Source organism: Rhodopseudomonas pentothenatexigens, from assembly GCF_900218015.1.
Lineage (GTDB): Bacteria > Pseudomonadota > Alphaproteobacteria > Rhizobiales > Xanthobacteraceae > Rhodopseudomonas > Rhodopseudomonas pentothenatexigens.
Genome location: NZ_UFQQ01000006.1, coordinates 131,509 through 156,808 on the forward strand (window position 1 = coordinate 131,509; position 25,300 = coordinate 156,808).

Consider the following 25,300-nt stretch of genomic DNA (forward strand, 5'->3'; position numbering starts at 1 on the left):
GCCGGGGCATCCGGCAGAGCATGTCCGGCCTGCACACCTGGACCGGGCTGCTGCTCGGCTGGGTGCTGTATGCGATGTTTCTCACCGGGACGGTGTCGTTCTTCAAGGAGGAGCTGTCGCAGTGGATGCGGCCGGAGCTGCCGCGGCTGACGCAGCCGCTCGATCCGGCACTCGTGGCGCAGCGCGTCGCCGACGAGATCGGCCGGATCGCGCCGAATGCGACGCAGTGGAGCATCAAGCTTCCCGACGGGCGCAGCAACACCGTCTACGCATTCTGGCGGCTTCCCGGCGGACAGGGCGCGCGCGCGTTCGGTCAAGACCACTTCGATCCGGTCACCGGCCATCGCGTCGAAGCACGGGACACGCTCGGCGGCGACTTCTTCTATCGCTTCCATTTCCAGTTCTACTACATGTCGCCGTTCTGGGGGCGGCTGCTCGCCGGTCTCGCGGCGATGTTCATGCTGGTCGCGATCGTGGCCGGCGTGATCACCCACAAGAAGATCTTCACCGACTTCTTCACGTTCCGCTGGGGCAAGGGCCAGCGCTCCTGGCTGGACGCCCACAATGCGCTGTCGGTGTTCGGGCTGCCGTTCCATGTGATGATCACCTACACCGGGCTGGTGACGCTGATGGCGCTGTACGTGCCGTGGGGCGAGCGCACCGCCATCAAGACGCCGGCCGAGCGCCAGCAGCTCACCGCCGAACTCAATGCCTTCATCCAGGCCGGCAAGCCGAGCGGCCAGAAAGTGCCGCTGGGGTCGATCGACACGATGGTTCGGCAGGCGCAGCAGCGCTGGGGCACGACCGATGTCGGGCGCGTCAACGCCGCCAATCCGGGCGACGCGACGGCCCGCATCGCGGTGACCCGCGGCGATGCAGGGCGCGTGTCGATGAGTCCCGATTACGTCGAGTTCGACGGCGGCACCGGAAGACTGCTCGCCGTGCATGATCGTGTCGGCGCGGCGGCGGAGACCCGCGGCGTGATGTACGCGCTGCATCTCGGCCGGTTCAGCGATCTGGAGACGCGCTGGCTGTACTTCCTCGCCAGTCTGATGGGCACCGCGATGGTCGGCACCGGACTGGTGATGTGGACGGTGAAGCGGCGGCAGAAGCTGCCCGATCCGGAGCGGCCGTATTTCGGCTTTCGCGTGGTCGAACGGCTGAACATCGCCGGCATCGCCGGACTGTCGATCGCGATGACGGCGTTCCTGTGGGCCAATCGGCTGCTGCCGGTTCAGATGCAGGAGCGGGCGTTCTGGGAAGTCCACGCGTTCTTCATCGTCTGGGGGGTGACCCTGCTGCACGCACTGCTGCGGCCGGCCAGGGCGGCATGGGTCGAGCAGCTTTGGACCGCCGCTGCGCTGCTGGCGCTGACCCCGGTCTTGAATGCCGCGACCACGCAACGCTCGCTGTGGCACAGCTTGGCTGTCGGCGACTGGGTGTTCGCCGGCACCGATCTGATGTGCCTGGCGCTGGCGCTGCTGCACGCGGTGCTGGCGATCCGCACTGCGCGGCATGGTGCACGGGTGCGTCCGCCGCGTAGCGCGTCGCGGGGAGGGATCCCAGCCATGTCGCGCGAGGCCGCAACATGAGCCATGCGCTGGCGCAGCTTCTCTGCCTGCTCGGCTTCACCGCCTTGGCGTTCGGGCTGCGCCGGCCGCAGCACGACATCCTGCGCCGTTCGCTGCGGCGGCCGGTGGTCCTCGCGCTCCGCGTTGTCGGCGCCAGCGCGCTGCTGGTGGCGCTCGCCGTGTTGGTCGACGCCTCCGGCTGGGGCTTCGGTCTGGTCAAGTTCAGCGGCCACACCACGTTGGCGGCGGCATTGGTGTACGTGACGCTGATCGGTTACGGCCGCAGGGGCGCACTCAAAGCGCGATCCTGACGACACGATCTGCGTTCGCTGTAAGCAGCGAGCTACGCTACTTCACGAGCCGATCGATCAGTCGCAGCACCTCTTTCGAGGCGTGTCCGACCTGGTCGATCTCTGCCATCGCGCCGGCGAGATCGCCGGACTGCATCAGCCGTGCGGCGGCCTTGCCGTGTTCGTGCACGAGCGCGTGCGGCTGTTCCAAAGCGGCGAAAGCCGGATGGGTCCGCGATCCCTTCGATGCGTCGCCGTAGTACCACTTGCCGAGCCGGCACGAGTGATGATCCGTCAATTCGCTGCTGCTCAGCTTGGCCCGACCGGCCGCCATGTCGGCGAGCCGCTTCTTCCAGGCAATGTGGTCGGCCTTGGCGAGGCGTGGGATCAGACCGTCGAAGGTCATGCGGGACAATTCCTCGAGATCTCCGCCGACCAGTGCCTGCACCTGATCGAGTTGATCGGAGATGTGCCCGACCTGGGCGACGGACTTCTCGGTTTGCTCGGCGATCGTCGAGATTCCGTTCGCGATCTCGCTCGACGCCTGTGACTGCTGATTGAGGATGGTGGCGATCTCCGCCATTCCGTCGGTCACACCGGCCACGCGTTCGGAGACGCCGTTCATCGCTTCGCCGAGCGAGTTCACCACCTCGCGGCTTTCGACTGCCGCGCTGGTGCAGTCCGACATCGCGCTGACGATAGTGGCGATGTCGTCGCGCAATCGATCGATCCGGCTGCGGATGTCGACGGTGGCGTTGCTGGTCTGCTGGGACAGTCCTTTCACCTCGGTCGCCACCACGGCGAAGCCGCGTCCGGCTTCGCCGGCGCGAGCGGCCTCGATTGTCGCGTTCAGGGCGAGCAGGTTGGTCTGCCGCGCGTCGCATCGATCGACGAGACGATGCTGCCGATTGCGTCGGACGCAGCACTGAGCTCGGCGATCTTCTCCGCTGCCAGCTCGGCGGTGGTGCTGACGCGGCTCATCGCGGAGGCTGCGGTGTTTGCGGTAGCCAGCCCGTGCTGGGCGCTGACGCGCATGTCGGCAGCTTCGGATGCCGCCTTCTGCGCCGTGACGCCGATCTGGCCGATCGACGTCACCAGCTCTTCGCTGGCGCTCGCCAGCGCCTGTGAGCGCTGATCGATCTGGCGACTGAACGACAGCAGGTTCGCCGACGCGACGGCGGTCTCGCTGGTCTGGATGCTGAGATCGACCATCCGGTCGAGATTGCGCGAGACATTGCCGGACAGTGTCTGCAGCAGTCGGCCTATCGCGCGACTCAACGGGTCGTCCCCGCCGGGCGCCGCGGTGTCGTAGTGGCCCTCGACGATGCGATCGATACAGGCGGCGAGCGCTTCGTCGCGAGCTCGTATTTCTGCCAGTTCAGCGGCCACGGAATTATCGACGGCGTCGCGCATCGTCTTGCGCATGGGCGAAAGGAGCGACATGGAGCCTCGGGGATCAGTGAGTCGGCGTGGCCCATATTGATACTAGGTCGTTAATTGTGCGTTGGCATCGAAATGCGAATGTATATCAGCACGGCCAATTCGAGTTCGGCGGAGTAAAGCGAAAGCCGAGCGACTTGACCGAAGCCCAACGCAAAAACGCCGCCCGGAATTGGGCGGCGTTTGGATTCCGATAGCGTAGAGGTTGATGTCACGAAGATAGCACCATGGTGCCGGATTTCAACCTCGACGCATCGAATTGTCATTGCGAGGAGGCGAAGCCGACGAAGCAATCCAGCTTCCGTGCATTGAGCCTCTGGATGCTTCGCTGCGCTCGCAATGACGGGGAAAAGTCTCAGGTCCGATAGCTCGGATCGATGCGGTCGAGCTTGCGCAGCAGCGGCGGCCACACCAGCTTGGTCGAGCGCAGCTCCATGGCGTCGCGGTTGGCGATCAAATCGTGGTTCTTGTCGATCACCATCTGCTCCAGAGGATAGGCGGTCGGGCCGAGCATCTTGGTACGGACCTGCATCGTGCAGGCGCGCTCCAGGTGGTACATCCGCTCGAACGCCGAAGCCACGCTGCGGCCGACCGTCAGCGTGCCGTGATTGCGCAGCAGCATGTGGTTCTTGTCGCCGAGGTCGCGCTGCAGCCGCGGCCGCTCGTCATGGTCGAGCGCGACGCCTTCGTAATCGTGATAGGCGAGGTCGCCGGTGACAAAGTGCGCGGTCTGGTTGATCGGCAGCAGGCCGTCCATGCAGCTCGCCACAGCAGTGCCGTCCGGGGTGTGCAGATGGATGACACAGCCGGCATCCTCGCGGACCTCGTGGATCGCCGAGTGGATGGTGAAGCCGGCCGGATTGATCTTGTACGGGCTCTCAGTGAGCTGATTACCGTCGAGGTCGACCTTGACCAGGCTCGAAGCGGTGATCTCGTCGAACATCAGCCCGTAGGGGTTGATCAGGAAGTGGTGCTCGGGGCCGGGCACCCGCGCCGAGATGTGGGTGTCGACCAGATCGTCCCAGCCGTACAGCGCGACCAGCCGGTAGCAGGCGGCGAGATTGACCCGCTGCTCCCATTCGGCCTCGGTCATGTCGGCGGGAACTTCTCTCAGGCGTGCGGCTTCGGCTGGGGACATGCGTTTCCTCGCTGCGTGTGGCGCCATTGGGCGGCGCGTTGACGTGGCGGAAGCCTAGTGCTGCGACTCCCTTGCAGCAAGCGCCGACCGAAGCGCGGCAGGCATGTGGCTGGACGACGCTCCGCCGCACCGCGGCAAGTTGCGTTGCTACAACCTCTGCGCGAGTATTGTGGTCGCTGATCCGATTACGCTGTTGGCAAGCGGCGCCGGCGATTGCCGATCAGGGACAGATGACGCTATCGTTACGAGGGCTGCCGTGGCGATCCGCCGGCGTGGAGTTGAGAATGATATTGCTTTTGGTCGCCGGCATTGCCTTCCTGCTGGCCGGAGCGGCGTCGATCATGATCGGCGTCCCGGTCAAGGAGTTCAGTTTCGGCAACACCTTGATCCTGTCCGGCGTGATCGGCTTCTGCACCGGAGCGCTGCTGCTCGGCCTGTCGGCGGTGATCCGCGAGCTGCGACTGATCGCGGCCGGCCTCGGCACCGAGGAGGGCGAGCCGAGCCTCGATAGGACCAGAGCTCCTGCGCGCGGGGGGTTCCCGCCGCCGCCCACGTCCGAGCCGGACAGTGCGACCCTGTTTCCGGGCGATCGGCCGGAGCCGCCATTGGCGCCGCCGCAGCCGATGCCGGCCGCTGCGGAACCTGCCGGGACCGTGCCTTGGCAGGACGAAGTGGCGACGCGTGACCGGATGCGGCAGCGGATCGTGCCGCCGCTGGAAATCAAGCCGCCTCCGCCGCCGCTGCACGGCGACGCTGCGCCGCCGGCCGCCTCCGAGCCGGGCGAGGAGCCTGTGGCACCGAAGAAGCGCAATCTGTTATTCGCGTCGTCGCGGCGCGAGCGGGAGCGCGCCGCCGCGGTGAAGGGGCAGTCCGAGATCGCCGATATGGCGCCCGGTGAGGCCTCCGCAGCGCCGCCGCGCAGCTTCGATGAAGCGTGGCCGCGCAAGCGGTCGCCGGGGAGCGAGGAAGCGCCGGCTGTGCCGGAACGGTCCGGCCTGCTCGAGCCGACACCGGCGCCGCGCAGCGAGGAGATGCAGCAGGTCACCGTGCTGAAGTCCGGCGTGGTCGACGGCATGGCGTATTCGCTGTATTCGGACGGCTCGATCGAGGCGCAGATGCCGGAAGGGATGATGCGATTCGAATCGATCGACGAGCTTCGCGAGCATCTGGATCAGCGAAGCTGACACGACCGGCGAGCACTTCGTCTTTTGGTCTACCTTGCTGGATTGTACCACTCTAAATAGACTTCGGTATTGGCAAGGTTAGATTGGTCGCGCGGCGGCGATCGTCCTTGACCACCGAGTATCCCGGACAATTTGACCAGCGCGCTCGCGGCCTTCCGCGGGTGATCGACGAGCGACGAAGGACGGCCGATGAGTGACACCACAGGCAAGAATTACATTGAGCTGACCGCGTCGATCGTCTCGGCCTATGTCAGCCACAATGCAACCCAGGCCAACGAAATCCCGGCGCTGATCGGTCAGGTTCACGCGGCCTTGCAGCGGCTGACCGGCGGGCGGCCGGACGCCGCGCCGCAGGAGCCGGCCAAGCCGGCGGTGCCGGTGAAGAAGTCGGTGACGCCGGAGTATCTGATCTGCCTGGAAGACGGAAAACGCTTCAAATCGCTGAAGCGTCACCTGCGCACGCAGTACAAGATGACGCCGGAGCAGTACCGCGAGAAGTGGGGACTTCCCGCGGACTACCCGATGGTGGCGCCGAACTACGCGGTGGAACGGTCGCAGCTCGCCAAGAAGATGGGGCTCGGGCAGCAGCGTCGCCGTCGGAAGTAGCCCGGCATCAAGCCGAGAAGCCGGCGTCCGCGGTGATCATCGCGCCGGTGATCAGCCCGGCGGCCGGACTTGCCAGGAACGCGACGACGGCGGCGATCTCCTCGGCTTTGCCGTAACGCCCGAGCGCGGTCAGGCTGCGAAGCTGGTCGGCCTGTTCGCCATCGGCGGGGTTCATATCGGTGTCGATCGAGCCAGGCTGAACCAGATTGACGGTGATGCCCTGCGGCCCGAGCTCGCGCGACAGTCCGCGGGTGAAGGCGTGCAGCGCCGACTTGGTCATCGCGTACACGGTCGACCCCGCAAACGGCACCCGCTCGGCGAGCGTCGAGCCGATCGAAATGATCCGTCCGCCCTCGCGGAGGTGCGGGATCGCGGCCTGCGACGCCAGCACCACGGCACGCACGTTGATGTTGAGCAGCGCGTCGAGGTCGGCGAGGCCGAGTTCGGTGAGCGGTCCGACCCGGCCGATTCCAGCGTTGTTGACGAGAATGTCGAGGCCGCCGAGCTGCCCGGCCGCAGCCTCCACCGAGCGCTTCACCGCCGCCGGATCGGCACTGTCGGCCTGGATCGCGATGCCGTGGCGGCCGTTAGCCTTGATCGCCCGCACCACCTCGGCGGCGCGATCGGCCGACCGCTCGTAGGTGATCGCGACATCCGCGCCCTTGGCGGCCAGTTCGATCGCGATGCCGGCACCGATACCGCGCGCGGCTCCGGTGACCAGCGCCCGCTTGCCCGTCAGCTCAATCATGTCGTCCTCTTTTTGTAGCAATCGATACAAAAATACCTAGGTGAATTGCCGGAGATCGGTCAAGAGATTTATATAGCGAGTGATGCAGAAATCAGATCCGACCTTGGGCGACCGAGCCGCGCGGACTCGCGGCCGGCCACGCGCGTTCGATCGGGCACTCGCGCTGGCTCGGGCCACCCGGCTGTTCTGGGTCAAGGGCTATGAAGCGACCTCGATCGCCGATCTCACGCAGGCCATGGGGATCGGAGCTCCGAGCCTGTATGCGGCGTTCGGCTCCAAGGAAGCGCTCTACGCCGAGGCGCTGCGGCACTACGAGGCTACCTACGAGCAACTGGTCTGGGCCGGGTTCCACAGCGCGCCCACCGCGCGAGAGGCGGTGAGCGCCTTTCTGCTCGACTCGGCGTCGGCGCTGACCGGGGCTCCCGACGATCATCCGCTCGGCTGCATGGTGACGCTGTCGGCGGTGGGGAGCGAAGGCCACGCGGAACTCGGCGAGCTGGTGCGCAGCGCGCGTGCGGTGACGCTGCAGCGCCTGCAGGCGCGGCTGAGCGCGGCCGTCGCGGCGGGCGAGCTGCGGGCGGGAACCGACATCCATGCCCGTGCCCGCTTCTACCAGTGCATCCAGGCCGGAATGTCGATCCTGGCCCGCGACGGCACCCCCCGTGCCGAGCTGGAGGCGGTCGCCCGCCAGGCTTTGGCTCAATGGAACGTCTGAACCGCCGCGCGGGTTGCGGGTCAAGGAAAAAAATCCGATGATGACGTCACGGAGCTCTTGCGGCTTCGCGCCCGACATGAGAATATTTTCCTAGATGAATAGTCTGGGAAAGGTCGGGACGAGATGCAGAGCAAGCGCCGGGGGCGGAAGCCCGCAACAGTACGCGGGCCGGGCAAGGCGGAGGTCGATAGCTTTCGCGCCAGCCATCTCGATCTGACCGAGCGCGAGATCATGACCGCCGACGGGCTGGCGCGCGTCACCATCGATGACAGCGAAAGCCCGCTGGCCTGGCTCGCCCGCCGCAAGGGGCGCGACGGCCGCGCACTGATCAGCGCCGAACAGTTTGTCGCCGGCGAGCGACTGCGCGCCGACTTCACCCGCGGCAACCTGACACCGCGCGTCACGTCGAACTGGGGGGCGCCGACGGGGCGCGCGGGCGGCGGCGGAGCCGGAGAGATGACCGATGTGGTGGTTGCGGCGCGGCAGCGGGTGCAGCTCGCACTCGACGCCTGCGGCCCGGAGTTCTCCGGCATCCTGCTCGACGTCTGCTGTTTCCTGCGCGGGCTCGAGGATGTCGAGCGCGAACGCGGCTGGCCGTCGCGTTCCGCCAAGGTGGTGTTGCAGCTGGCGCTGGATCGGCTGGCGCGCCATTACGGCCTGGCGGCGCACGGCGGACCGGCCAAGCTGCGGCTGCGCAGTTGGCTGGCGAACGATGCCGCGTTCGTGGTGCCGTAAGGAGGCGGATCAGTCGCCGATCGCGCTCAGGTAGATGCGGCGACGGTTTCGCGGGCGTCGGCCTTGATCCGCTCGATCATCGAGCGCAGGCCGTTGGAACGTTGCGGCGTTAGGTGCTCGCGAAAGCCCAGTTCGTCGAACACGGCGATCGGCTCGGCGGCGAGGATCTGCTGCGGCGTGCGGCCCGACACCAGCGTCAGCAGAATCGCGATCAGCCCGCGCACGATGTGCGCATCGCTGTCGCCGAGATAGTTCAGCACCGGTTCGCCGGCCGCGTTGCGCGTCAGCTTGCGCGAGAGCCACACCTGGCTGGCACAGCCTTGCACCTTGTTCGCAGAAGAGTGTTCGTCCTCGGGCATCGGCTCGAGCGTGCGGCCGAGTTCGATCACGTAGCGATAGCGATCGTCCCACTCGTCGAGCAGCGCGAAGTTGTCCCTGATCTCGTCAATCGTCATCGTGCCCCGTATCTGTCGGTCGCGGCTCGCGCGCAATGGAACCTGTACCGACAGATATATGGGTTCGCAGGCGTGCTCGAAAGCGCCAATCGCCTGGTTCGATCGTCGAGTGGTGCCCTAATTGTTGGCAACCGGCTTGGCGGCCGCATCGACCGCCGCGGTTTCGGAGCCGGGCAGCTTCCACTCGATCTTGAGATCTTCAGCCGTCAGCGTGTCGCGCGGCGCCAGCGACGGATCGCGCGCATCGCTGCCGCCGATCGCGCCGGTCGGTTCGCCGCGCTTCTCGGTGATGATCTGGTACAGCTTGCGCGCGCCTTCCTGCGCGCGATGGCCGATCACCGTCGCGGCCTGTTCGCCGACCTCGCAAGCCGCCGGCTGGCGCTTGCAGAACTGACTGAAATCCGACACCGCGGCGCTCGCCGCAGATACCGCCTCGGAGGCGCCGATCTGCGGCAACTTCTCCGAATCCGGCGTCGACTCGCGCGGCAGAAACACCAGGACCACTCCGATCCAAAATGCCAAGCGAAGCAGAAAGAACATCTCGCGACCCCGTCGTCCAAATCCCCGTTGCGATTGGTCTCGCAATCGAGCTCCGTCGTAGCGAAGGTCAATGAATTCGGAGTGGATCAGTTACTTACAATTCGAGGCAAAATCGGCGGAACACTCCGCCGAGCCGATTCGCCGTAAATATTCGATTGACGCTCCACACTTTCTCGCGGTGAGCGCTGTCTGCGTCCACCAATTCGAAACCATACCGCCGCGGGCTTTGAAACCATGCGTTCACCATGAGGTTCGAATGCGGTGTTCAGAGGCGCCTGGAAGGCAAGGCGAGCCGCGCTGTGCGATCACCTTAGTGTTCGTTTAAGGTCGCTCTGACAGGTTCGGCCAACCACACGTGGGGCGTAGAACGTCTCCCGTTACGAGGCGACCAGCGAGCGCGAGCAGCGTGGCAGTATCCAGAATCATCGGTGAGTGTCTCGATGCGTTGCTGCATCCGTCGGTGCGCTATGACGCGCTGACGAGTGCACGACATCGTGCATTCATTGCGCCACGCCTGCTCGGAAGTCTCGCGGCATTCGCCGCCTTCCCGGTCTATCTTGTGCTACGCGGCGCACCGACCGCGCTGGAAGCGGCGGCATTCGCCTGGTTGATCGCGCCGATCCTGGTGGCCTGGTTCCTGTCGCGGACCGGACGCTACGAGCACGCGCATGTCCTGTCGACGCTGGCGCTGACCGCGCTGGTGATCGGCGTCTCGGCGCTGACCGGCGGCATCCAATCCTTCGCGGCCGTCTGGTTCGTGGTGATTCCCGTCGAAGCGGCGCTGTCGGCCTCACGCCGCATCGTCACCTTCGCGGTATCGCTGGCGCTCGGCGGCGCGCTGTTGCTGATCGCGCTCGGCGGCTTCGGCATGCTGCCGCCGCCCGCCGCGGCCGCGACCTCGAACGCGACGTTGGCTGCGTTCGGGATCGGCACGGCGACGCTGTACGCCTCGGTGCTCGCCTACGGCGCGGCGTGGCTGGCGCGTACCAACGGCGCGCTGCTCAATGTCGAAGAAGAACGCTACCGGCTGCTCGCCCGCAACATGAGCGACGTGATCTCGCGGCACAATCGCAACGGCGCGGTGTGCTTCATTTCGCCGGCGGCGGAGACGCTGCTCGGCGTTCCGGCGGCGCAGCTCACCGAGCACGGCCTGTTCGATCGTGTTCACGTCGCCGACCGCCCGGCCTATCTGAAGGCGATCTCCGACGCCGCCCGCGGCCGCGAGACCGGCAGCGTCGAATTCCGCATCCGCCGCGAGGTGGTGCGCGACGAGCGCGGACGGCCCTCGGCCGCCGAGTTCGTCTGGGTCGAGATGCGATGCCGGCCGCTCGAGCCCGGTGCGGCCGCCGTGGCCACGGCCGAGACCGAGGTGGTCGCGGTGATGCGCGACATCACCGAGCGAAAGCTGCACGAGCAGGCGCTCGACGAAGCCCGCGCCGAAGCCGATCGCGCCGATGCCGCCAAGAGCCGCTTCCTCGCCACCATGAGTCACGAGTTGCGCACGCCGCTGAACGCGATCATCGGCTTTTCCGACATGATCGTGCAGGAGGAGGCGTTGATGCTCGGCGCCGAGCGACGCAAGGAATACGCGCAGCTGATCAACGATTCCGGCCAGCATCTGTTGTCGGTGGTCAACGGCATTCTCGACATGTCGAAGATGGAGTCCGGCAACTTCGAGATCGTGCCGGAGCCGTTCGCGCCGCGGCCTGCGCTGCTCAACTGCTGCAATCTGCTGGCGCTGAAGGCGCGCGACAGCGGCATCGATCTCGTCACCCGCGCGCCGGAAAATCTGCCGGACGTGGTCGGCGATCCGCGCGCCTTCAAGCAGATCCTGCTCAACCTCGTGTCGAATGCGATCAAATTCACCGAGCGCGGCGGTACCGTGACGGTGTCGGCGGCGGTCGAGGGCGCACGGCTGGTGCTGCGCGTCAGCGACACCGGCGTCGGCATCGCCGAGGAAGACCTGAAACGGCTCGGCGATCCGTTCTTCCAGGCCGGAAAGACCTATCAGCGCCGCCACGAGGGCACCGGCCTCGGGCTGTCGATCGTCAAGAGCCTGGTGCGGATGCACGGTGGCGAGATCGAGGTGCAGAGCCAGATCGATCGCGGCACCACGGTTACGGTGTCGCTGCCTCTGGCGTTGCCGACGTCCAGCAACGTCACGACATTGAATCCGACGGCGCCGGCGGATGCGCCGACGCAAGACTACCAGGTGAAGAAGAGTGCCTAAGACCCGAAAGGACGGTGGATCGTCACGGCGCAGCGCCGCGACGGCGATGGTGGCGGACAGCGGGGAGCGCGGTCTGGCAATCCGGCTGATGCTGTCGAGCCCGAAGGATTTCATCGCCGCGATGTTCGGTGCGGCCGCGGTGATCGCGATCGTCACCAATGCGATCTTCATGCAGGCCGGGCAGCACCCGTCGCCGATGTTCGGCAACGCGACGCCGCCCGCGTCGGTCTCGATCGTGACGCTGCCGCGTCCGCGGCCGCTGGATGCCGAGTCGCGCGTAGATACCAAAGCGCTCGACCAGAAGCTGCTCGAGCCCACCGTGACCGAGTTGAAGCCGTCCGAACCCAAGGCGGCGGAGTCGAGGCCGGTCGAAACCAGACACGGGGCGTCGAATCCGGTCGAGCTGCGCCCGGTCGAGACCAAGACCGCCGATCCGCGCCGTCCCGAGCCGCGCCCGGTGCGCGGCCGCGCTGCCGAGGTCGACGATCCGCTCGGCAATCTGGTCCGTGCCACCGCACCGCACGGCGCCGCCTCGTCCGCGCTCGCGCCGCGTCCGCCGGCCGCGATCCCCAACACCGCTGGTGAAGCCGCCGCGTCATCGCGGCGGATCGCCTCGGTCCAGCGTGCGCTGACGCAGTACGGCTACGGCCAGCTCAAGCCGACCGGCACCGCGGGCTCCGACACCCAGGCGGCGATCGCTCGCTTCGAACGCTCGCGCAATCTGCCGGTCACCGGGCAGGTGTCCGACCGCGTGGTACGCGAACTCGGGCTGATGATCGGGCATCCGATCGATTAGGGCGGCAGCTTTTCACTTGAAGGCGGCCGCTGTCGCTCCAGACGGTGGTCAGCCAGCAATCGCTCTGTTCATGCACGTCCGGGCTGCGATTTGCTCCGTGCCGGAAATCCTCTACAAGCCACCCCATGAGACTGAAGAGTGCGATCTGGGTGTCGGCTTACTTGCGCCGCTGCCAGTCCGAGGGCGTGTTCGGCGCGGTGCGGCGGCGTGGGGCCGAGGAGGCGGGGGCGGTGTTCGTCAAGGTCGCGACCTTGGACGGCCAGGCGATGCTGTACGTGCCGGCGCCGCAGACCGCCTACGACGACGAGCGTCCGTTCGAGCGGGTGTTCGTGCCTGCCTCTCCGGCGCCGCAGTCCGAAGCCGACGTCGAACAACGGCTGGTGAAGGAAATCCGGTTCGATCCTGATGTCTGGATCGTCGAGACCGAAGATCGGGCCGGGCGGCACTTTCTCGATCTGGCGAAGTAAGCCGGACTATCCGCGCGTCGTGCCGATGCGCGGCGACCAGGTGGTGCCGGGCTGCACCGCCGGCCGCGCCTGCGGCGTGGCGCTGCGGGCGCGTTGCCGTTCGTGGTCGTACAGGGCCGCGCGATATTTGGCGCGGGTCGAGGCGACGGTGGCGCCGCGCCACGCTGCCAGCATGATCAGCGCGGCGCGCTCGCTGAGGCGGTCGTACAGCCGCGACAGCCGGTACACCCACTCGACCGACGATCCCTTGGCGGGATCGAGGAACATCAGCACCTGTTCGAACACGTGTCCCTGAACGCCGATCGCCTTCAGCGCGCAGGCGAGCGCTTCGCCGCCGTCGTCGGCGACGACCCGGTTTGCGGTCGCGGCGGTGAGCAGCAGCGTGTCACCGAGTTCGGCGGTGAAATTCTCGACGTCGGACACATAGGCCGCCATGTGCAGCACTTCGATCGCGCGCATCGCGCGCGGGGCATGAATCCGCGCCGCCGGCCGCAGCGGCGTCTCGGCCAAATTGTGCAGGATCTGCGCGCGCTCGCGGGCGGTCGCCGAGAAGAACATCTCGGCGAGCTGCGCGGCGTCCTCCGGTTGCATCGACAGGCTGGCGGCGCGCTGTTCGGCTTCCGTGGGAGCGCGCGGCGCCGGCCGGGACGGGGAGGCGGTGTCGGCCGGCGGGATCGGCGCCGCCAGCGGCACGCGCTGATCGGGCGAAGATACCAGCGACAGCCGTAGCGCGATCGCGCGTGGTGTGTGCGGATAGATCGACAGCCGGGCACGCACCACCGCGCGGGTGGCGTCGTCGACCTCGTCGATCAGTCGCGATGTCAGCTCGACGAACTGTCGCTCTTCCTCGTCGGTGTGCGAGGGATTCTGCACATACAGATCTGTCAGCACCCTGAGCAGCGTCGGGCGGATGTCGACGCCTTCGCGGCGCGACAGCGACATCAGCCCGTCGTATCCGGGAAAGGGAGTGAGCGAGGTCATGGCGGCGCAAATTGGTACGAGTTACCGGCAGCTTAGCCCGGTCGCTTTAACAGCACGTTAAGCTCAACGGTTTGTTAAGCAGCGCGGAGACGCGAACGGGCGCTTCGCGCGCCCGTTCGGTCGAATTGCTATGCAGGTCTGGGGCCGGTGCTAATCGACGGTGCGGATCACGTTGGCGATCGGTTTCGCGGTGGAGGCGACCGGCTGCGCCGGTGCGACCTGGGCGTCGTATTCCGGCAGCGTGGTGACGCGATCCTTGGCGGTGATGAACACGATTTTGTAGCCGCCGGCCTTGAGCTGCGCGAGCAGCTCGGGCATCGCCTGCGCGGTCGACTTCTGGAAGTCGTGCATTAGCAGGATGCCCTTGCCGGCCTTCTTCAGCTTCGCCATCACGCCGGCGACGAGCTGATCCGGTTTGTGGATTCGGAAGTCCTCGGAATCGACGTCGATCGAGAAGGTCGCGACGTTGCGTTCGCCGAGATACGCCTTCAGCTCCGGCGTCTGCCGCAGTTGCGGGAAGCGGAAGAACGGCGCGGTCGGCTGGCCTGCCGCCTGCACCACGCCGCTGATGCCCTTTTCGATTTCGCCCTTGGCTTCGGCGAACGGCTTGCTGGCGAGATTGACGTGCGACCAAGTGTGCGAGCCGACGGTGTGGCCGGCGGCGATCACCTGCTTGAGAATTGCCGGATGCCAGCTGGCGTGCTTGCCGACCGGGAAGAACACCGCCTTGACGCATTGTGCGGCGAGCGCCGCCAGCACCGCCGGGGTGTTCACCGGCCACGGTCCGTCGTCGAACGTCAGCGCGACTTCGCCCGGCTGCAGGAAATCGTAGTCGCGATATTGCGACATCCCGAGTCCCGGGCCACCGGCGGTGTCGATCTCCACGGTGCGCGAGATGCCGAGCGCATTCGGATTGCTGCACGCCTGCGCCTGCCGCACCGGGGCGGGCGCCGGGGCCGGGAGGGCTGCGGGCTTGGCTCCGATCGCGGGGTCGACGGTGGCGCGGGCCGGCTGGATGGTCGGCGCGGGCGTGGCCCCGTTCGAGCTGCCGGCCGGTACGCCGCCCGGCGTCGGCCAGCGCGCGGCGATCGTGCCGGTGGTGAGTTCTTCCGCAGCGGCGGGAGCGCGCGCGGCGTCAAGCTGGGCGGGGGTGAGGGTGAACCAGGCGCGACCGGCACCGAACCCGACCAGAACAGCCAGCGTGCTACAGCCGGCCGCCAGCACCGCAAATTTACGCATCGTCAACTCCACACATACGCGCCGCTCGCCCCGACCAACTTGGTCGCAAATTGGTTAAGCGGCGGTGTGCAATTCGAGTTATCGACGCGGTTTCGTGGACCGGCGTTGCGATTTGGCGGCGCGCGGTTTCCCGGCCTTGCCGCGCGAGACGCGGGCGGGCGGCTTGGCGCGCACCGCCGGCCGTTCGGCGGTTTCGGCCGGCTGGGCCTGGGCGAACGACTGGCGCAGGCTGTCGAGACTGGTGCCGATCTCGCCGACCTGTTCGGACAGTTTCTTGGTCTCGCTGCGCTGGGCGGAGACCAGCTTCTCGATCTGCGCAAGCTGATCCTGCAGCGCCTGCAACTGATCGATCGATTGCTGCTGGGTCAGCTCCAGACCCTTGGTGCGCTCCACCAGTTGTTCTGATGTCTGTGCAACGCGGGCCTGTACCTGACGGCCGGTCGCGACGCGCTCCTGTTCGGGACTGGCGCCGGTGGCGATGCGCCACAAGAAGATCGTGCCGATCCCGGCGATGATCAGCAGCAGGGCGGCGGCCGCGATCGCGATCGGCTGGGGGCCGAGGGCCGCGAGCGGGCGGGCACGCAGATCGGTTGGCGGAATCTCGATCATCGAGGTCACAAGCCTCACGTCGACGTCAGGTTCCCCATCCCCCACCGTGACGCTAACACCGCACCCGCCCCGGTTGCAACCGCGAGGCGCTCCGCCATTAACAGTGCATTAACCATAACGGCTCCTTAATGCGGCGCACGGTGATCGGCTCGGGGAAAGGACGCGGAGAGACCGCAATGGGCACCATCATTGAATTTCCGGCGGATGCGGCATCGCGGCGGCCGGGCTCGCCCATGGTCGCTTCGGACCGCTCAGCCACGGTGACGATCCTTCCGGTAATCCGGATCGAGCGCCACGCCGAAGCCGGGAGCGAAGACGGCCCGCAGGGTGCCGCGCCCGGCCGGCGTCGCGGCCGCCGCGCCCGCTCCTGAACCGAGCACGCGCATCGATGTCCGCGGTCGGCCATCCGGTCAAGATCCGGGGCAGGGCCGCCCGGGCGGCTCTGCTCCTTCCGACGCTCGCCGCCCTCGCGCTCGGCGGCTGTGCCGGCGGCGATTTCGGCCGCACAAGGCGCGACTTCGTCACCGACGACATGCATCGCTGGATCGGCGCCGAGGCGACCGGCAGCATCGGCCTGAAGGCGTCGGCGTTTCAGCTCACCGATCAGGAACGCACGATGCGCGACATGGCGTATCCGCTGATCGAGGCGCCGCACGCGCGTCCGGCGTGGAAGAGCGTGTTCGGCGACTACCAGCCGATCGCCGCACCATGGCGGCAGCAGCCGCCGTTCGACCGCACCGCCTACGGCAAGCTGCTGATCGACGAGCCGCATCGCTCGCACTCCTCGCGCTACAACCAGCTGATCCAGGACGTTCGCAACGACCTGACGATGTTCGAGCCGTTTCAGTTCACCGCGGCGCGGGTGCTCGAGCTCGACCAGAAGCGCAACGCCAGCCTGAAATACGTTTCCGACCTGTCGCCGCGCGAGCGCGACGACGCGGTGGCGCGGATGGAAGAGAACGCGCTGATCGTGCAGTGGGTGCAGCAGTGCTTGCGCAGGCGCGCGTCGTCGTATCGCTGGGCGCTGGAGCGGCTGGTGATCATGGCACCGGACGGCGTCGCTGCCGACGCCGACCGGCTGATCGCCGAACTCGAAGCGCAGGCCGCCAATATCGGGCTGGTCGCCAAGCCTCCGGTGCAGGGCGGAGCAGTGGTGCGGAAGGGCTGAGGCGCGCCGCGGTCAGCTCGATTTCGCCGCGGTGTCGGGTTGCGACTTGCAAGTCGCAGCCTTCAGCGCAGCGCGCGCCTGCGGCATCAGGCCGGGCTCGGAGGCGAGCGCCTTCATCACGATCAGGCCGGTGGTGGTCGGGGAATCGATGATCAGCCGGTCGGCCGCGGTGACGTCCTCCTCCTCCGGCAGATCGGCGTGCTGCTCGGCGGTCATCAGGTCGAGCTCGATCACCTTGCGGCCGGCGGAGCGATCGTTGATCGCGTAGTAGGCGACCTCGTTGCGGGTGTAGAACGACACCGCAGTGTAGGCTTGGCTGACCGGCACCGCCAGCTTGATCGGACCCTTCGACAGATCGTAGCGGCACACCGCCATCGCGAACGCCGGATCGAGCAGCGGCAGCGGCGCATTGTCGGGGGTGATGTCCGGCAGTTGCGTCACCGCATTGACCTGGGTCAGCGGCGTCAGCCGGGCGTAGGCGTCCTGACCGGCGATCCGCGGCAGCACCAGGATGGTGACGAGATGCACGATACCGCCGAGCACCAGACCGGCGACGATGGCGATGGCGAAGCGGATCATGGGCAGCCGATGGTGGCGACCGCCGGCATCGGCGCGTCGCGTTGGGTCCGGGTGGCGATCCCGACCGGGGTGTCGTACAGCCGCAGCATCAGCCAATAGCGGTCGACGCCGCCGGTCGGCAGCCAGTTTCCGGCGCGGGCGCGCGCGGCGATCCGGATGCTGAACTTGCCCTCGGCGTCGCGGATGATCTCCTGGCTGGTGAAGCCGTAGCGCTCCAGCGTGTTGGCGACCAGATTGCCGCGCGGATCGTACAGCGTCAGCGTCCAGAACCGCGCCGCCGGCGTCACGCCGCTGACTTCGACGTCGCAGCGGCCGTCGAGCGGGCGTTTATTGTCGTCCGCGGTGGCGAGGAACGAGATGCCGTCGCCGGCGCCGACCGGCAGCGCCCCGCTGCGCACGATCGCGGCACGGGCGTAAGGGTCGACCTCGGCGGTGCCGACCCTGGGCCGCGCGGTCCAGGCGCCGATCGTCAGCGTGCCGAATTCGGTGCCGCTGGTGGCGGTCATCCAGGTGGCGCCGACGCCGACACCGGCGGCGATCAGCAGGGCCAGCAGAGTGAGGACAATCAGGCGCACGTCGCAGCCATCCCCGATGTCGTCGCAAGTCGCATCGCCGCGCTCAATTCTTCTGGGCCGCCGCAGCCGGAGCGGAGCCGGGCGAGGCCGCGGCCATGCTGTCGGTCAGCCCGACGGTGCCGGACGAGACCTTGCGTCCGGTCGCCGGAGCAGGGGTGGCATCGAGCGCGCGGGTAGCCTCGTCGAGCATCTTCTCGACCCTGACCAGGATTTCTGCGCCGCGCCGGGTCAGCACCGGCGGTGCCGCCTTGAGATCGGCAGTCTCGCCTCCGGTGGGGCGCGCGCCCGGTGCGGCCGGCAACTTCTCGCCCATGCCGACGCCCGCGAGTTCCTTGACCTCGACGCCCTGATGCGCCGCCACCATGATGTCGTGCCAAGTCTGCGCCGGCAGCGAGCCGCCGGTCATCCGGTTGGTCGGCGAGTAGTCGTCGTTGCCGTACCACACCGCGCAGGAGAAGTTGCCGGTGTAGCCGACGAACCAGGCGTCGCGATAGGCGTTGGTGGTGCCGGTCTTGCCGGCGGCCGGAATGCCGTCCAGCCGGGCACGGCGCGCGGTGCCCTCGGTCACGACATGGCTCATCATCCCGGCCATGTCGGCGGCGATGTTGGCGGGAATCGCGCGCTTCGGCTGCGGGCCGTCGCGGTCCCAGCGCCACACCAGCTCGCCGGCCCCGGTGCGGACTTCCAGCACCGCATGCGGCTTCACCGCCATGCCCTTGTTCGGGAAGGTGGCGTAAGCCACCGCGTGTTCGACCACGGTGACTTCGGTCGAGCCGATCGGCAGCGACGGGGTGTCGAGCAGCGGAGCGGTGAGGCCAAAGCGGCGTGCCACCTCGACGATCTTGGCGCGGCCCTTCTTGGCCGAATCCCACTGGTTCTTCGGATTGCCGCCGATCGCGATCGACAGCTTGACCGGCACCACGTTGATCGAGCGGGTGATCGCCTGGGTCAGAGTCACCGAGCCGGAATAAGAGTGGCCGTAGTTCTGCGGGCACCAATTGCCGAGGCAGACCGGACCGTCGACCACGATCGAATTCGGCTTGAAGCCGTTCAAGAGCGCCGCGGTGTAGACGTAAGGCTTGAACGACGAGCCGGGCTGGCGATAGGCGTCGACCGCGCGGTTGAACTGGCTGGAACCATAGTCGCGACCGCCGACCATGGCGCGGACGCCGCCGTCGAGATCGGACACCACCGTCGCCGCTTGCGTCGCGTGATAATCGCGGCCGAACTGGCGGAGCTGGTTCTCGATCGCACCTTCCGCGGCGCGCTGCACGTTCATGTCGATCGCGGTGCGGACCACGAACACGCGCTCGGTGTACGATTTCGGGAAGGTGTCGACGATCTTGCGGACTTCGTCGAACGCCCAGTCGAGATAGTAGTTCGGCGAATTCTCGTCGCGGCGGTCGACCACCGAGGCCGGATTGCGGCGGGCGCCGAACACCTGGCCCTCGGTCATGAAGCCGGCGTCGACCATATTGTCGAGCACCTGGTTGGCGCGGGCGCGCGCCGCCGGCAGGTTGATGTGCGGCGCGTATTTGGTCGGTGCCTTGAACAGGCCGGCGAGCATTGCGGCTTCGGCCAAGTTCACGTCGCGCACCGATTTGTTGAAGTAGAAGTGCGCTGCGCCGTCGGCGCCGAAGGTGCCGCCGCCCATATAGGCGCGGTCGAGATACAGTTTCAGGATCTCGTTCTTGGTCAGCCGGGTTTCCAGCCAGATCGCCAGGAACGCTTCGTTGATCTTGCGCTCGAGCGTGCGCTCGTTGGACAGGAACAGGTTCTTGGCCAGCTGCTGGGTGATCGACGAGCCACCCTGGCGCACGCCGCCGGCCTGGGCGTTGGTGACCAGCGCACGCAGCGTGCCGGCGACGTCGATGCCGAAATGGTCGTAGAACCGCCGGTCCTCGGTGGCGAGGGTGGCCTTGATCAGATTGTCCGGAAAGTCTTCGAGCGGGATCGCGTCGTTGTGCTTGATGCCGCGGCTGCCGATCGGATTGCCGTAGCGGTCGAGGAAGGTGACGGCGAGGTCGGACTTCTTCAGCCAGTCCTCGTCCGCGGTCTCGCGGAACGCCGGCTGCGCCAGCGCCAGCAGCGCGATCAGACCGAGCAGCCCGATGCTGGCCGCTTCCGACAGCGGCTCGACGAACACCCAGCGCTTCCAGCCCCCGACATAGAAGCGGTCCATATAGGTCGAGAACCGCTCCCACAGCTCGCGGATACCGACCGCCGAAGAGAACAGCGTCGAGTCGAGCCGGGCGTCCAGATCCAGAAACCAGTTCCGGACCCGCTGCTTCCAATTGTCTGGCAGAATCTTCGGCACCGGGTTCGACCAATCACATCAGCACGCCGCACAGGCGCTGTTCGTCTTGCGCAATGTTGCGGCGATCGCAAGGCGAGGGCGACAGGCTTCGGGAATCTGATTCCTTGTAGCCGAGCATGCCCGATAAACCAATGGTGGCGCAGGGATTTTTCGCTAAGCCCGAGGCCGAAGCGCCCGCTCCGGCACCTGCCATGCCGGCTAAGCGCTTGCGCCGCCGGGCAAACTCCCCCTAGAACGGCGGCCTCACCACCGCAAAGCAGCATCCAAGGCATGACCGCGCGCCCCAAGAGGCCGTCCGCCCAAGACGGTTTCTTCTGGAAGACCAAGACTTTGGAACAGCTCTCGCCGACCGAGTGGGAGAGCCTGTGCGACGGCTGCGCGCGCTGCTGCCTGGAAAAGCTCGAGGATGAAGACTCCGGGCGGATCTATTTCACCGAGGTCGGCTGCCGGCTGCTCGACGCAGGCGCCTGCGCCTGCCGGGATTATCCGAACCGGTCGGACCGGATGCCGGACTGCGTGCGGCTGACGCCCAAAGAGGTCCGCGAGCTGACCTGGCTGCCGCCGAGCTGTGCCTACAAGCTCGTCGCCGAGGGACGCGACCTGTACTGGTGGCACCCGCTGATCTCCGGCGATCCGAACACCGTGCACGAGGCCGGAGTCTCGGTGCGGGGGCGGGTGGAGCGGACCGAGACCGAGGTCCCGGTCGAGGAGCTCGAAGATCACATCGTGTCGTGGCCGGCCCTGCTGCCGAAGCGCGCCAAGCTGAAGAAGCGTCCGGCTTGAGTGAATCGTGAAGATCGCGAACTGACGATACGTCGTGATGACTGATGACCGCCGTCCTGCAGTCACCCTCCTCGAAAGACCAGGCATCGTCACCAGCCTCTCGCTCCGCTGCGAGGCGACGTTTTCGGATCCGATCAGACGAGTTCTCAAGGCGGCTGCTTGGCGAGTGGTCGCTTGCAACGTCGCCACCAAGACACCACAGCAGCCCGCCGTGACGCGGCCTGGCCTGGATCGCCACTCGAGCGGTTCACGATCGAAGCTTCGCCACCCGTAGGCAACTCTTCGGCCGGAGTTACCCGTCGCCGACGAAAGCACACGCCATGCCTGGGCAGCGGCGGTCGGGGAGTCGTGGCGATCGGATGCGGTGACGGCAAAGAACTCGCCAAGTTGCAAGGCGCGCAAACGAACAGATAATGACCCGAAGAGGGGCGACCCTCCGGAATTCTGCACACGAACGCCAACTGCCGCCGGCACGAGAGGCACATCAAGACCGGCAACTCGCCGCCTCGCTCGCTTCGGCCTTCTGTCGAGTGAGGAAAAGTCATGCGTACAGTCATCCTCGATCGTCGTTGCGCTATGGCGTGACCTAGTATCTGCGCAATCGCGATAACGCGCACTTAAGCGATCGCGCGCCGCGATGATCACAATGCGTCACGGCAGCGCGATCGAGCCTGCCGCCGACTTCCTGTCCTGGACTAACAAATGCAGGATGGTGATATCTGATAGACAGATGCTGCCGACGACATTGCGCCTGTAGCTCGACGCGGACAGGCGAGGACGTTTTCAGCCCATCGCGTCACGCGATAGAATTGACCTTCGACAATCTGTGATTGTTCCCGGCCGATCTTTATCGCTCGCGCTGAGGTGTTTCTGTTGAATCGGCGATGGAGAAAGCGGCAAGTGACGCATTTTGAACACAGCGTCGCAATCCGCCTAGTCGAATGGACGGTCGCGCCGACGCGGAAGCTCTACGATGATCATGCAACGAACTGAAGTGGACGTACCGGGGTGAATTCGCCGAACGCGGAGTCGATTGGGTGTGTGCCGACCGGATTCCTGGACCGGATTGGAACGGCAATCCTGCTGATCCATCCGGCCTCCGGAGAGATCATCTACGTCAACCACCGCTGTGTAAAATTGCTCGGATACGACGATGGCGAACTGCCGACGCAGCATCGTCTACTGCGCGACATCACCCAGCACGACGATCATCGGCGCAATGCGGCTCAGCAGAAGAAGCTGATCTTGGGTGAGATGTCCGAATACACCTCCGATCTCAGGATGCGGCGCAAGGGTGGCGAGTTCGTGCACGTCCGCGCCGGCGTGACGTTGCTCCGAGACGATACGGACAAGCCGCACCTGGTAGCTATGAACCTGCGCGAGTTCTCCAACGCTGAGGTCATGGAGCACCAACTCGCCGCGGCCGAATCCCTCGCGGGCCTGATCACCTGGTCCTGGGACGCCAAGCTCGACCGAACCCTCGCGTCCTCGCGCTTCTTGTATGGAGTGCCGAAAGCGGCCCGAGCACCATCGTTCGAAGAATTCCTGATGTTGATTCATCCGGAGGATCGTCGAGCGGTGGAGCGCACGGTGACGCGAGCGATCAGGACGGGACTAGGTTACAGCCACGAATATCGAGTTGTCCTTCCCAATGGCGAGGTGCATTGGATCCGCGGGATGGCGAACTGCCTGTACGACGAAAGGGGAAATCTCACTCACTTGGTCGGCGCGCTGATCGATCTGACGCAGGCACGCGAGCGCCATAATTCCGAGTCGGCCTCCAAGGTTCTGCGCTGCATCGTCAAGCGGATCGAACGTGACTGGAACAAGGACATCTATCTTGCGGATGTGGCCAAGGAATGCGGGATCAGTCCCCGGGCCGTACAAAGATGCCTCAGTTCTTCTGGCTTCGTCTCGTTTTCGAAATACGTCAAGCAACTGAGGTTGCGGAAAGCCCACTCGCTTCTTTGCGAGCCGCAGCCGAACACGTCGGTGTTGGGCGTCGCGCTCTACTGCGGATTCCAGAACGCAAGTCACTTCTCCCGCGACTATCGCAACGAGTTCGGAGAATTGCCGTCCGATACTCTGCGCAACGCTCGCCTGATCAAGAACACGCCGTAGAGCCCGTAGAGACGGTGTTGTCGTGTTCTGGCTACGACGGCGCATGATGGGTTAAGCGGGCATTTCCACAGCAAAGTTATTCTGTTCGACATCGAAGTTATTACTCGAGATCGAGCTTTTCGGCGAACGTCGCCGGTGCTCCCGAGACTTCGAACATCAAAGCTTCTGGACCGCGTCGTGCGCGGTCCGGACGTTTCGACGGATACGCGCGGCGCTGAAGGGTGCCGCGATGTTATGCAGCCGCTGACGCGGCCATCGGCCACCCATCTGTCTTCGAGACCTGCAGGTCAGCGCGAGCGACCCAGCCGTTAAAGGAATGCGCCGTGAAATTGTCCAATGTCAAATTGCTCTACAAGATCCTCGCCTGCTTTGTTCTGCTCAGCGTCGTGGTCGGGCTCGGCGTCTGGTACGCCGCGTCGCAGATGAGCGAGATCCAACGAACCTATGCCAGTATGCTCGAGCAGGACGTCCAAGGTATGAAAGCGGGGCTCCGCGCCAACCAGCGGGTCTACAATTTCGGCCGGCTTTCATGGCGGATGATCGCCGAGCAGGATGCTGCCGAGATGCAGAAGACCAGCCGAGAATTGGCCGCCAACCACAAGGAGTTCACCGACTACATGGCGAGCGGGATAAGCCACGTTCCGGCGCTCGCACCCGATTTCCAGCGCGCTTTGCAGATCTTCGAACGCATCATGAGCCAGAAATTCCCGATCGTGGAAAAGGCGGCGATGGCTGGAGACGACCTGAATGCCGTTCGTGCTGCCAAGGACATGGCAACCGACAACAATGCGCTGCGTGCCGAAATGATCGAGATTACTGGCAAAATCGAAAAGCGGATCAGCGACCGCTCGCAGGCTGCGGCGGACAAGGTGGTGAGCACAATCTGGCTGACGGTGACGCTGATCGGAGGGGGCTTCCTCGCGATTCTGGTCATCGCCTTCGCGATCGTGCAATTCGGGATTTCGCGTCCGATCGGCCGACTTGTCGGGGACCTGCAGGCGATGGCTCGCGGCGAGAGCGTCGATGTTTCGGGCACCGATCGCGCCGACGAAATCGGCCAGACCGCCAATGCGGTCAACGGAATCAGGCTGATGCTCGACGAGAAGGCGCGCCGGGAAGCCGAGGAAGCTGCCGAACAGGACCGCAAACTCGCGACGCAGCGTAAACAGGAGATGGCGAAGCTGGCCCAGGATTTCGAGGCAGCGGTCGGCGAGGTGATTCAGACGGTGTCGTCGGCCTCCACCGAATTGGAGGCGTCGGCGACGACGCTGACAGCGACGGCCGAGCGCGCTCAGGAGGTGACCACGTCGGTTGCTGCAGCGTCCGAGCAGGCTTCCGCGAACGTCCAGTCGGTGGCCTCGGCTTCGGAGGAAATGGCGTCGTCCGTGAACGAAATCAGCCGCCAAGTCCAAGAATCGGCGCGGATCGCGAGCGAGGCCGTGACGCAGGCGCAGAAGACCAATGAGCGGGTCGGCGAATTGTCCCAGGCCGCGACTCGCATCGGCGATGTGGTTGAATTGATCAACACGATCGCCGGACAGACCAATCTGCTGGCGCTCAACGCCACGATCGAAGCCGCACGCGCCGGAGAAGCCGGCCGCGGCTTCGCCGTGGTCGCGAGCGAAGTCAAGGCCCTCGCTGAGCAGACCGCGAAGGCGACCGGTGAGATCAGCGCGCAGATCGGGAGCATTCAGAGTGCGACCGATCAGTCGGTGTCTGCGATTCGCGAGATCGGCTCGACCATCGCGAAGATGTCGGAGATCGCCTCGACCATCGCGTCTGCCGTGGAAGAACAGGGTGCTGCGACTCAGGAGATCTCGCGAAACGTGCAGCAGGCCGCACAAGGCACGCAGCAGGTTTCGGCGAGCGTCGTCGACGTGCAACGCGGCGCCACTGAGACCGGATCGGCGTCTGCCCAAGTGCTGTCCGCTGCGCAATCCCTGGCCAAGGACAGCGACCGTCTCAAGAACGAGGTTCGTCGTTTCTTGCAAACCGTGCGGGCCGCGTGAAGCA

General features: G+C 66.1%; 26 protein-coding genes. 14 read left to right on the forward strand and 12 right to left on the reverse strand.

The annotated features are described in order from the left end of the window. Window positions 1–20: 20 nt before the first annotated feature. Entirely contained in the window at window positions 21–1,592 is a 1,572-nt protein-coding gene (locus DWA33_RS07030; RefSeq protein WP_114357490.1) for a PepSY-associated TM helix domain-containing protein, read from the forward strand. Further along, window positions 1,589–1,882, forward strand: coding sequence for a DUF3325 domain-containing protein (locus tag DWA33_RS07035; protein WP_114357386.1), 294 nt, complete (start codon window positions 1,589–1,591; stop codon window positions 1,880–1,882). The genes DWA33_RS07030 and DWA33_RS07035 overlap by 4 nt, the downstream gene beginning before the upstream one ends. 37 nt (window positions 1,883–1,919) lie before the next feature. On the opposite strand, the gene DWA33_RS25585 is transcribed toward DWA33_RS07035, so the two are convergent. The 3 genes from DWA33_RS25585 to DWA33_RS07045 form a co-directional block, all read right to left on the reverse strand. Then, window positions 1,920–2,723, reverse strand: a complete 804-nt coding sequence (locus DWA33_RS25585) for a methyl-accepting chemotaxis protein (protein ID WP_347337887.1) — start codon at window positions 2,721–2,723, stop codon at window positions 1,920–1,922. After that, window positions 2,711–3,250, reverse strand: a complete 540-nt coding sequence (locus DWA33_RS25590; protein WP_283808600.1) for a methyl-accepting chemotaxis protein — start codon at window positions 3,248–3,250, stop codon at window positions 2,711–2,713. The genes DWA33_RS25585 and DWA33_RS25590 overlap by 13 nt, the downstream gene beginning before the upstream one ends. Before the next feature lie 406 nt (window positions 3,251–3,656). Continuing rightward, window positions 3,657–4,439, reverse strand: a complete 783-nt coding sequence (locus DWA33_RS07045) for a class II aldolase/adducin family protein (RefSeq protein ID WP_114357387.1) — start codon at window positions 4,437–4,439, stop codon at window positions 3,657–3,659. A gap of 284 nt (window positions 4,440–4,723) precedes the next feature. On the opposite strand from DWA33_RS07045, the gene DWA33_RS07050 reads away from it, so the two are divergent. After that, on the forward strand, window positions 4,724–5,623 hold the full coding sequence (locus DWA33_RS07050; RefSeq protein WP_114357388.1) for a DUF2892 domain-containing protein: 900 nt from the start codon (window positions 4,724–4,726) through the stop codon (window positions 5,621–5,623). 189 nt (window positions 5,624–5,812) lie between these two features. Beyond that, window positions 5,813–6,229 carry a Ros/MucR family transcriptional regulator gene (locus DWA33_RS07055; RefSeq protein ID WP_114357389.1) on the forward strand — a complete coding sequence of 139 codons (417 nt, stop codon included), beginning with the start codon at window positions 5,813–5,815 and terminating at the stop codon, window positions 6,227–6,229. Between the two features lie 7 nt (window positions 6,230–6,236). On the opposite strand, the gene DWA33_RS07060 is transcribed toward DWA33_RS07055, so the two are convergent. Beyond that, window positions 6,237–6,977: an SDR family NAD(P)-dependent oxidoreductase gene (locus DWA33_RS07060; protein WP_114357390.1), complete on the reverse strand. Its 741-nt coding sequence runs from the start codon at window positions 6,975–6,977 to the stop codon at window positions 6,237–6,239. A gap of 82 nt (window positions 6,978–7,059) precedes the next feature. Here DWA33_RS07060 and DWA33_RS07065 point away from each other — a divergent pair, with 82 nt between their 5' ends. Both DWA33_RS07065 and DWA33_RS07070 read left to right on the forward strand, forming a co-directional pair. Next, window positions 7,060–7,692: a TetR/AcrR family transcriptional regulator gene (locus DWA33_RS07065; protein WP_181902387.1), complete on the forward strand. Its 633-nt coding sequence runs from the start codon at window positions 7,060–7,062 to the stop codon at window positions 7,690–7,692. 123 nt (window positions 7,693–7,815) lie between these two features. Further along, a complete protein-coding gene (locus tag DWA33_RS07070; RefSeq protein WP_114357392.1) occupies window positions 7,816–8,427 on the forward strand; it encodes a DUF6456 domain-containing protein in 612 nt (203 codons plus the stop codon). Between the two features lie 26 nt (window positions 8,428–8,453). Here the strand turns inward: DWA33_RS07070 and DWA33_RS07075 are convergent, their stop codons facing one another. Both DWA33_RS07075 and DWA33_RS07080 read right to left on the reverse strand, forming a co-directional pair. After that, a complete protein-coding gene (locus tag DWA33_RS07075; RefSeq protein ID WP_114357393.1) occupies window positions 8,454–8,882 on the reverse strand; it encodes a SufE family protein in 429 nt (142 codons plus the stop codon). Between the two features lie 117 nt (window positions 8,883–8,999). Beyond that, the gene (locus DWA33_RS07080; RefSeq protein WP_114357394.1) at window positions 9,000–9,422 is read right to left on the reverse strand and encodes a DUF5330 domain-containing protein; all 423 of its coding nucleotides are present in this window, start codon (window positions 9,420–9,422) and stop codon (window positions 9,000–9,002) included. A gap of 406 nt (window positions 9,423–9,828) precedes the next feature. On the opposite strand from DWA33_RS07080, the gene DWA33_RS07085 reads away from it, so the two are divergent. From DWA33_RS07085 to DWA33_RS07095, 3 genes are all read left to right on the forward strand, one after another. Then, entirely contained in the window at window positions 9,829–11,652 is a 1,824-nt protein-coding gene (locus tag DWA33_RS07085; protein ID WP_114357395.1) for an ATP-binding protein, read from the forward strand. After that, the gene (locus tag DWA33_RS07090; RefSeq protein WP_244601213.1) at window positions 11,645–12,448 is read left to right on the forward strand and encodes a peptidoglycan-binding domain-containing protein; all 804 of its coding nucleotides are present in this window, start codon (window positions 11,645–11,647) and stop codon (window positions 12,446–12,448) included. Before DWA33_RS07085 ends, DWA33_RS07090 begins: the two co-directional genes overlap by 8 nt. 125 nt (window positions 12,449–12,573) lie before the next feature. Further along, window positions 12,574–12,915 (forward strand): DUF1491 family protein, encoded by a 342-nt coding sequence (locus DWA33_RS07095; RefSeq protein ID WP_114357396.1) that lies wholly within the window; start codon window positions 12,574–12,576, stop codon window positions 12,913–12,915. A gap of 6 nt (window positions 12,916–12,921) precedes the next feature. Here DWA33_RS07095 and DWA33_RS07100 read toward each other — a convergent pair whose 3' ends face one another. From DWA33_RS07100 to DWA33_RS07110, 3 genes are all read right to left on the reverse strand, one after another. Further along, the gene (locus DWA33_RS07100; RefSeq protein WP_114357397.1) at window positions 12,922–13,896 is read right to left on the reverse strand and encodes a DUF2336 domain-containing protein; all 975 of its coding nucleotides are present in this window, start codon (window positions 13,894–13,896) and stop codon (window positions 12,922–12,924) included. Window positions 13,897–14,046: 150 nt separating this feature from the next. Beyond that, window positions 14,047–15,135 (reverse strand): polysaccharide deacetylase family protein, encoded by a 1,089-nt coding sequence (locus DWA33_RS07105; protein ID WP_114357492.1) that lies wholly within the window; start codon window positions 15,133–15,135, stop codon window positions 14,047–14,049. A 78-nt stretch (window positions 15,136–15,213) separates the two neighbouring features. Further along, on the reverse strand, window positions 15,214–15,744 hold the full coding sequence (locus DWA33_RS07110) for a hypothetical protein (RefSeq protein WP_114357493.1): 531 nt from the start codon (window positions 15,742–15,744) through the stop codon (window positions 15,214–15,216). 176 nt (window positions 15,745–15,920) lie between these two features. Between DWA33_RS07110 and DWA33_RS07115 the strand changes: the two genes are divergently transcribed. After that, on the forward strand, window positions 15,921–16,115 hold the full coding sequence (locus DWA33_RS07115; protein ID WP_114357398.1) for a hypothetical protein: 195 nt from the start codon (window positions 15,921–15,923) through the stop codon (window positions 16,113–16,115). Window positions 16,116–16,132: 17 nt separating this feature from the next. Next, window positions 16,133–16,912: a hypothetical protein gene (locus DWA33_RS07120; protein WP_114357399.1), complete on the forward strand. Its 780-nt coding sequence runs from the start codon at window positions 16,133–16,135 to the stop codon at window positions 16,910–16,912. A gap of 12 nt (window positions 16,913–16,924) precedes the next feature. On the opposite strand, the gene DWA33_RS07125 is transcribed toward DWA33_RS07120, so the two are convergent. From DWA33_RS07125 to DWA33_RS07135, 3 genes are read right to left on the reverse strand one after another with little or no spacing between them, the layout of a single operon-like run. After that, window positions 16,925–17,491, reverse strand: a complete 567-nt coding sequence (locus DWA33_RS07125) for a DUF1254 domain-containing protein (protein WP_114357400.1) — start codon at window positions 17,489–17,491, stop codon at window positions 16,925–16,927. Further along, window positions 17,488–18,066 (reverse strand): DUF1214 domain-containing protein, encoded by a 579-nt coding sequence (locus DWA33_RS07130; RefSeq protein WP_114357401.1) that lies wholly within the window; start codon window positions 18,064–18,066, stop codon window positions 17,488–17,490. Before DWA33_RS07130 ends, DWA33_RS07125 begins: the two co-directional genes overlap by 4 nt. A gap of 43 nt (window positions 18,067–18,109) precedes the next feature. Then, on the reverse strand, window positions 18,110–20,383 hold the full coding sequence (locus DWA33_RS07135; RefSeq protein ID WP_114357402.1) for a transglycosylase domain-containing protein: 2,274 nt from the start codon (window positions 20,381–20,383) through the stop codon (window positions 18,110–18,112). A gap of 270 nt (window positions 20,384–20,653) precedes the next feature. On the opposite strand from DWA33_RS07135, the gene DWA33_RS07140 reads away from it, so the two are divergent. The 3 genes from DWA33_RS07140 (at window position 20,654) to DWA33_RS07150 (ending at window position 25,296) form a co-directional block, all read left to right on the forward strand. Continuing rightward, complete coding sequence (locus DWA33_RS07140; protein WP_114357403.1) at window positions 20,654–21,166, forward strand: YcgN family cysteine cluster protein; 513 nt, start codon at window positions 20,654–20,656, stop codon at window positions 21,164–21,166. A gap of 1,008 nt (window positions 21,167–22,174) precedes the next feature. Continuing rightward, window positions 22,175–23,287 (forward strand): helix-turn-helix domain-containing protein, encoded by a 1,113-nt coding sequence (locus DWA33_RS07145; RefSeq protein ID WP_114357404.1) that lies wholly within the window; start codon window positions 22,175–22,177, stop codon window positions 23,285–23,287. Window positions 23,288–23,610: 323 nt separating this feature from the next. Beyond that, complete coding sequence (locus DWA33_RS07150; RefSeq protein ID WP_114357405.1) at window positions 23,611–25,296, forward strand: methyl-accepting chemotaxis protein; 1,686 nt, start codon at window positions 23,611–23,613, stop codon at window positions 25,294–25,296. The last annotated feature ends 4 nt before the right edge of the window (window positions 25,297–25,300 follow it).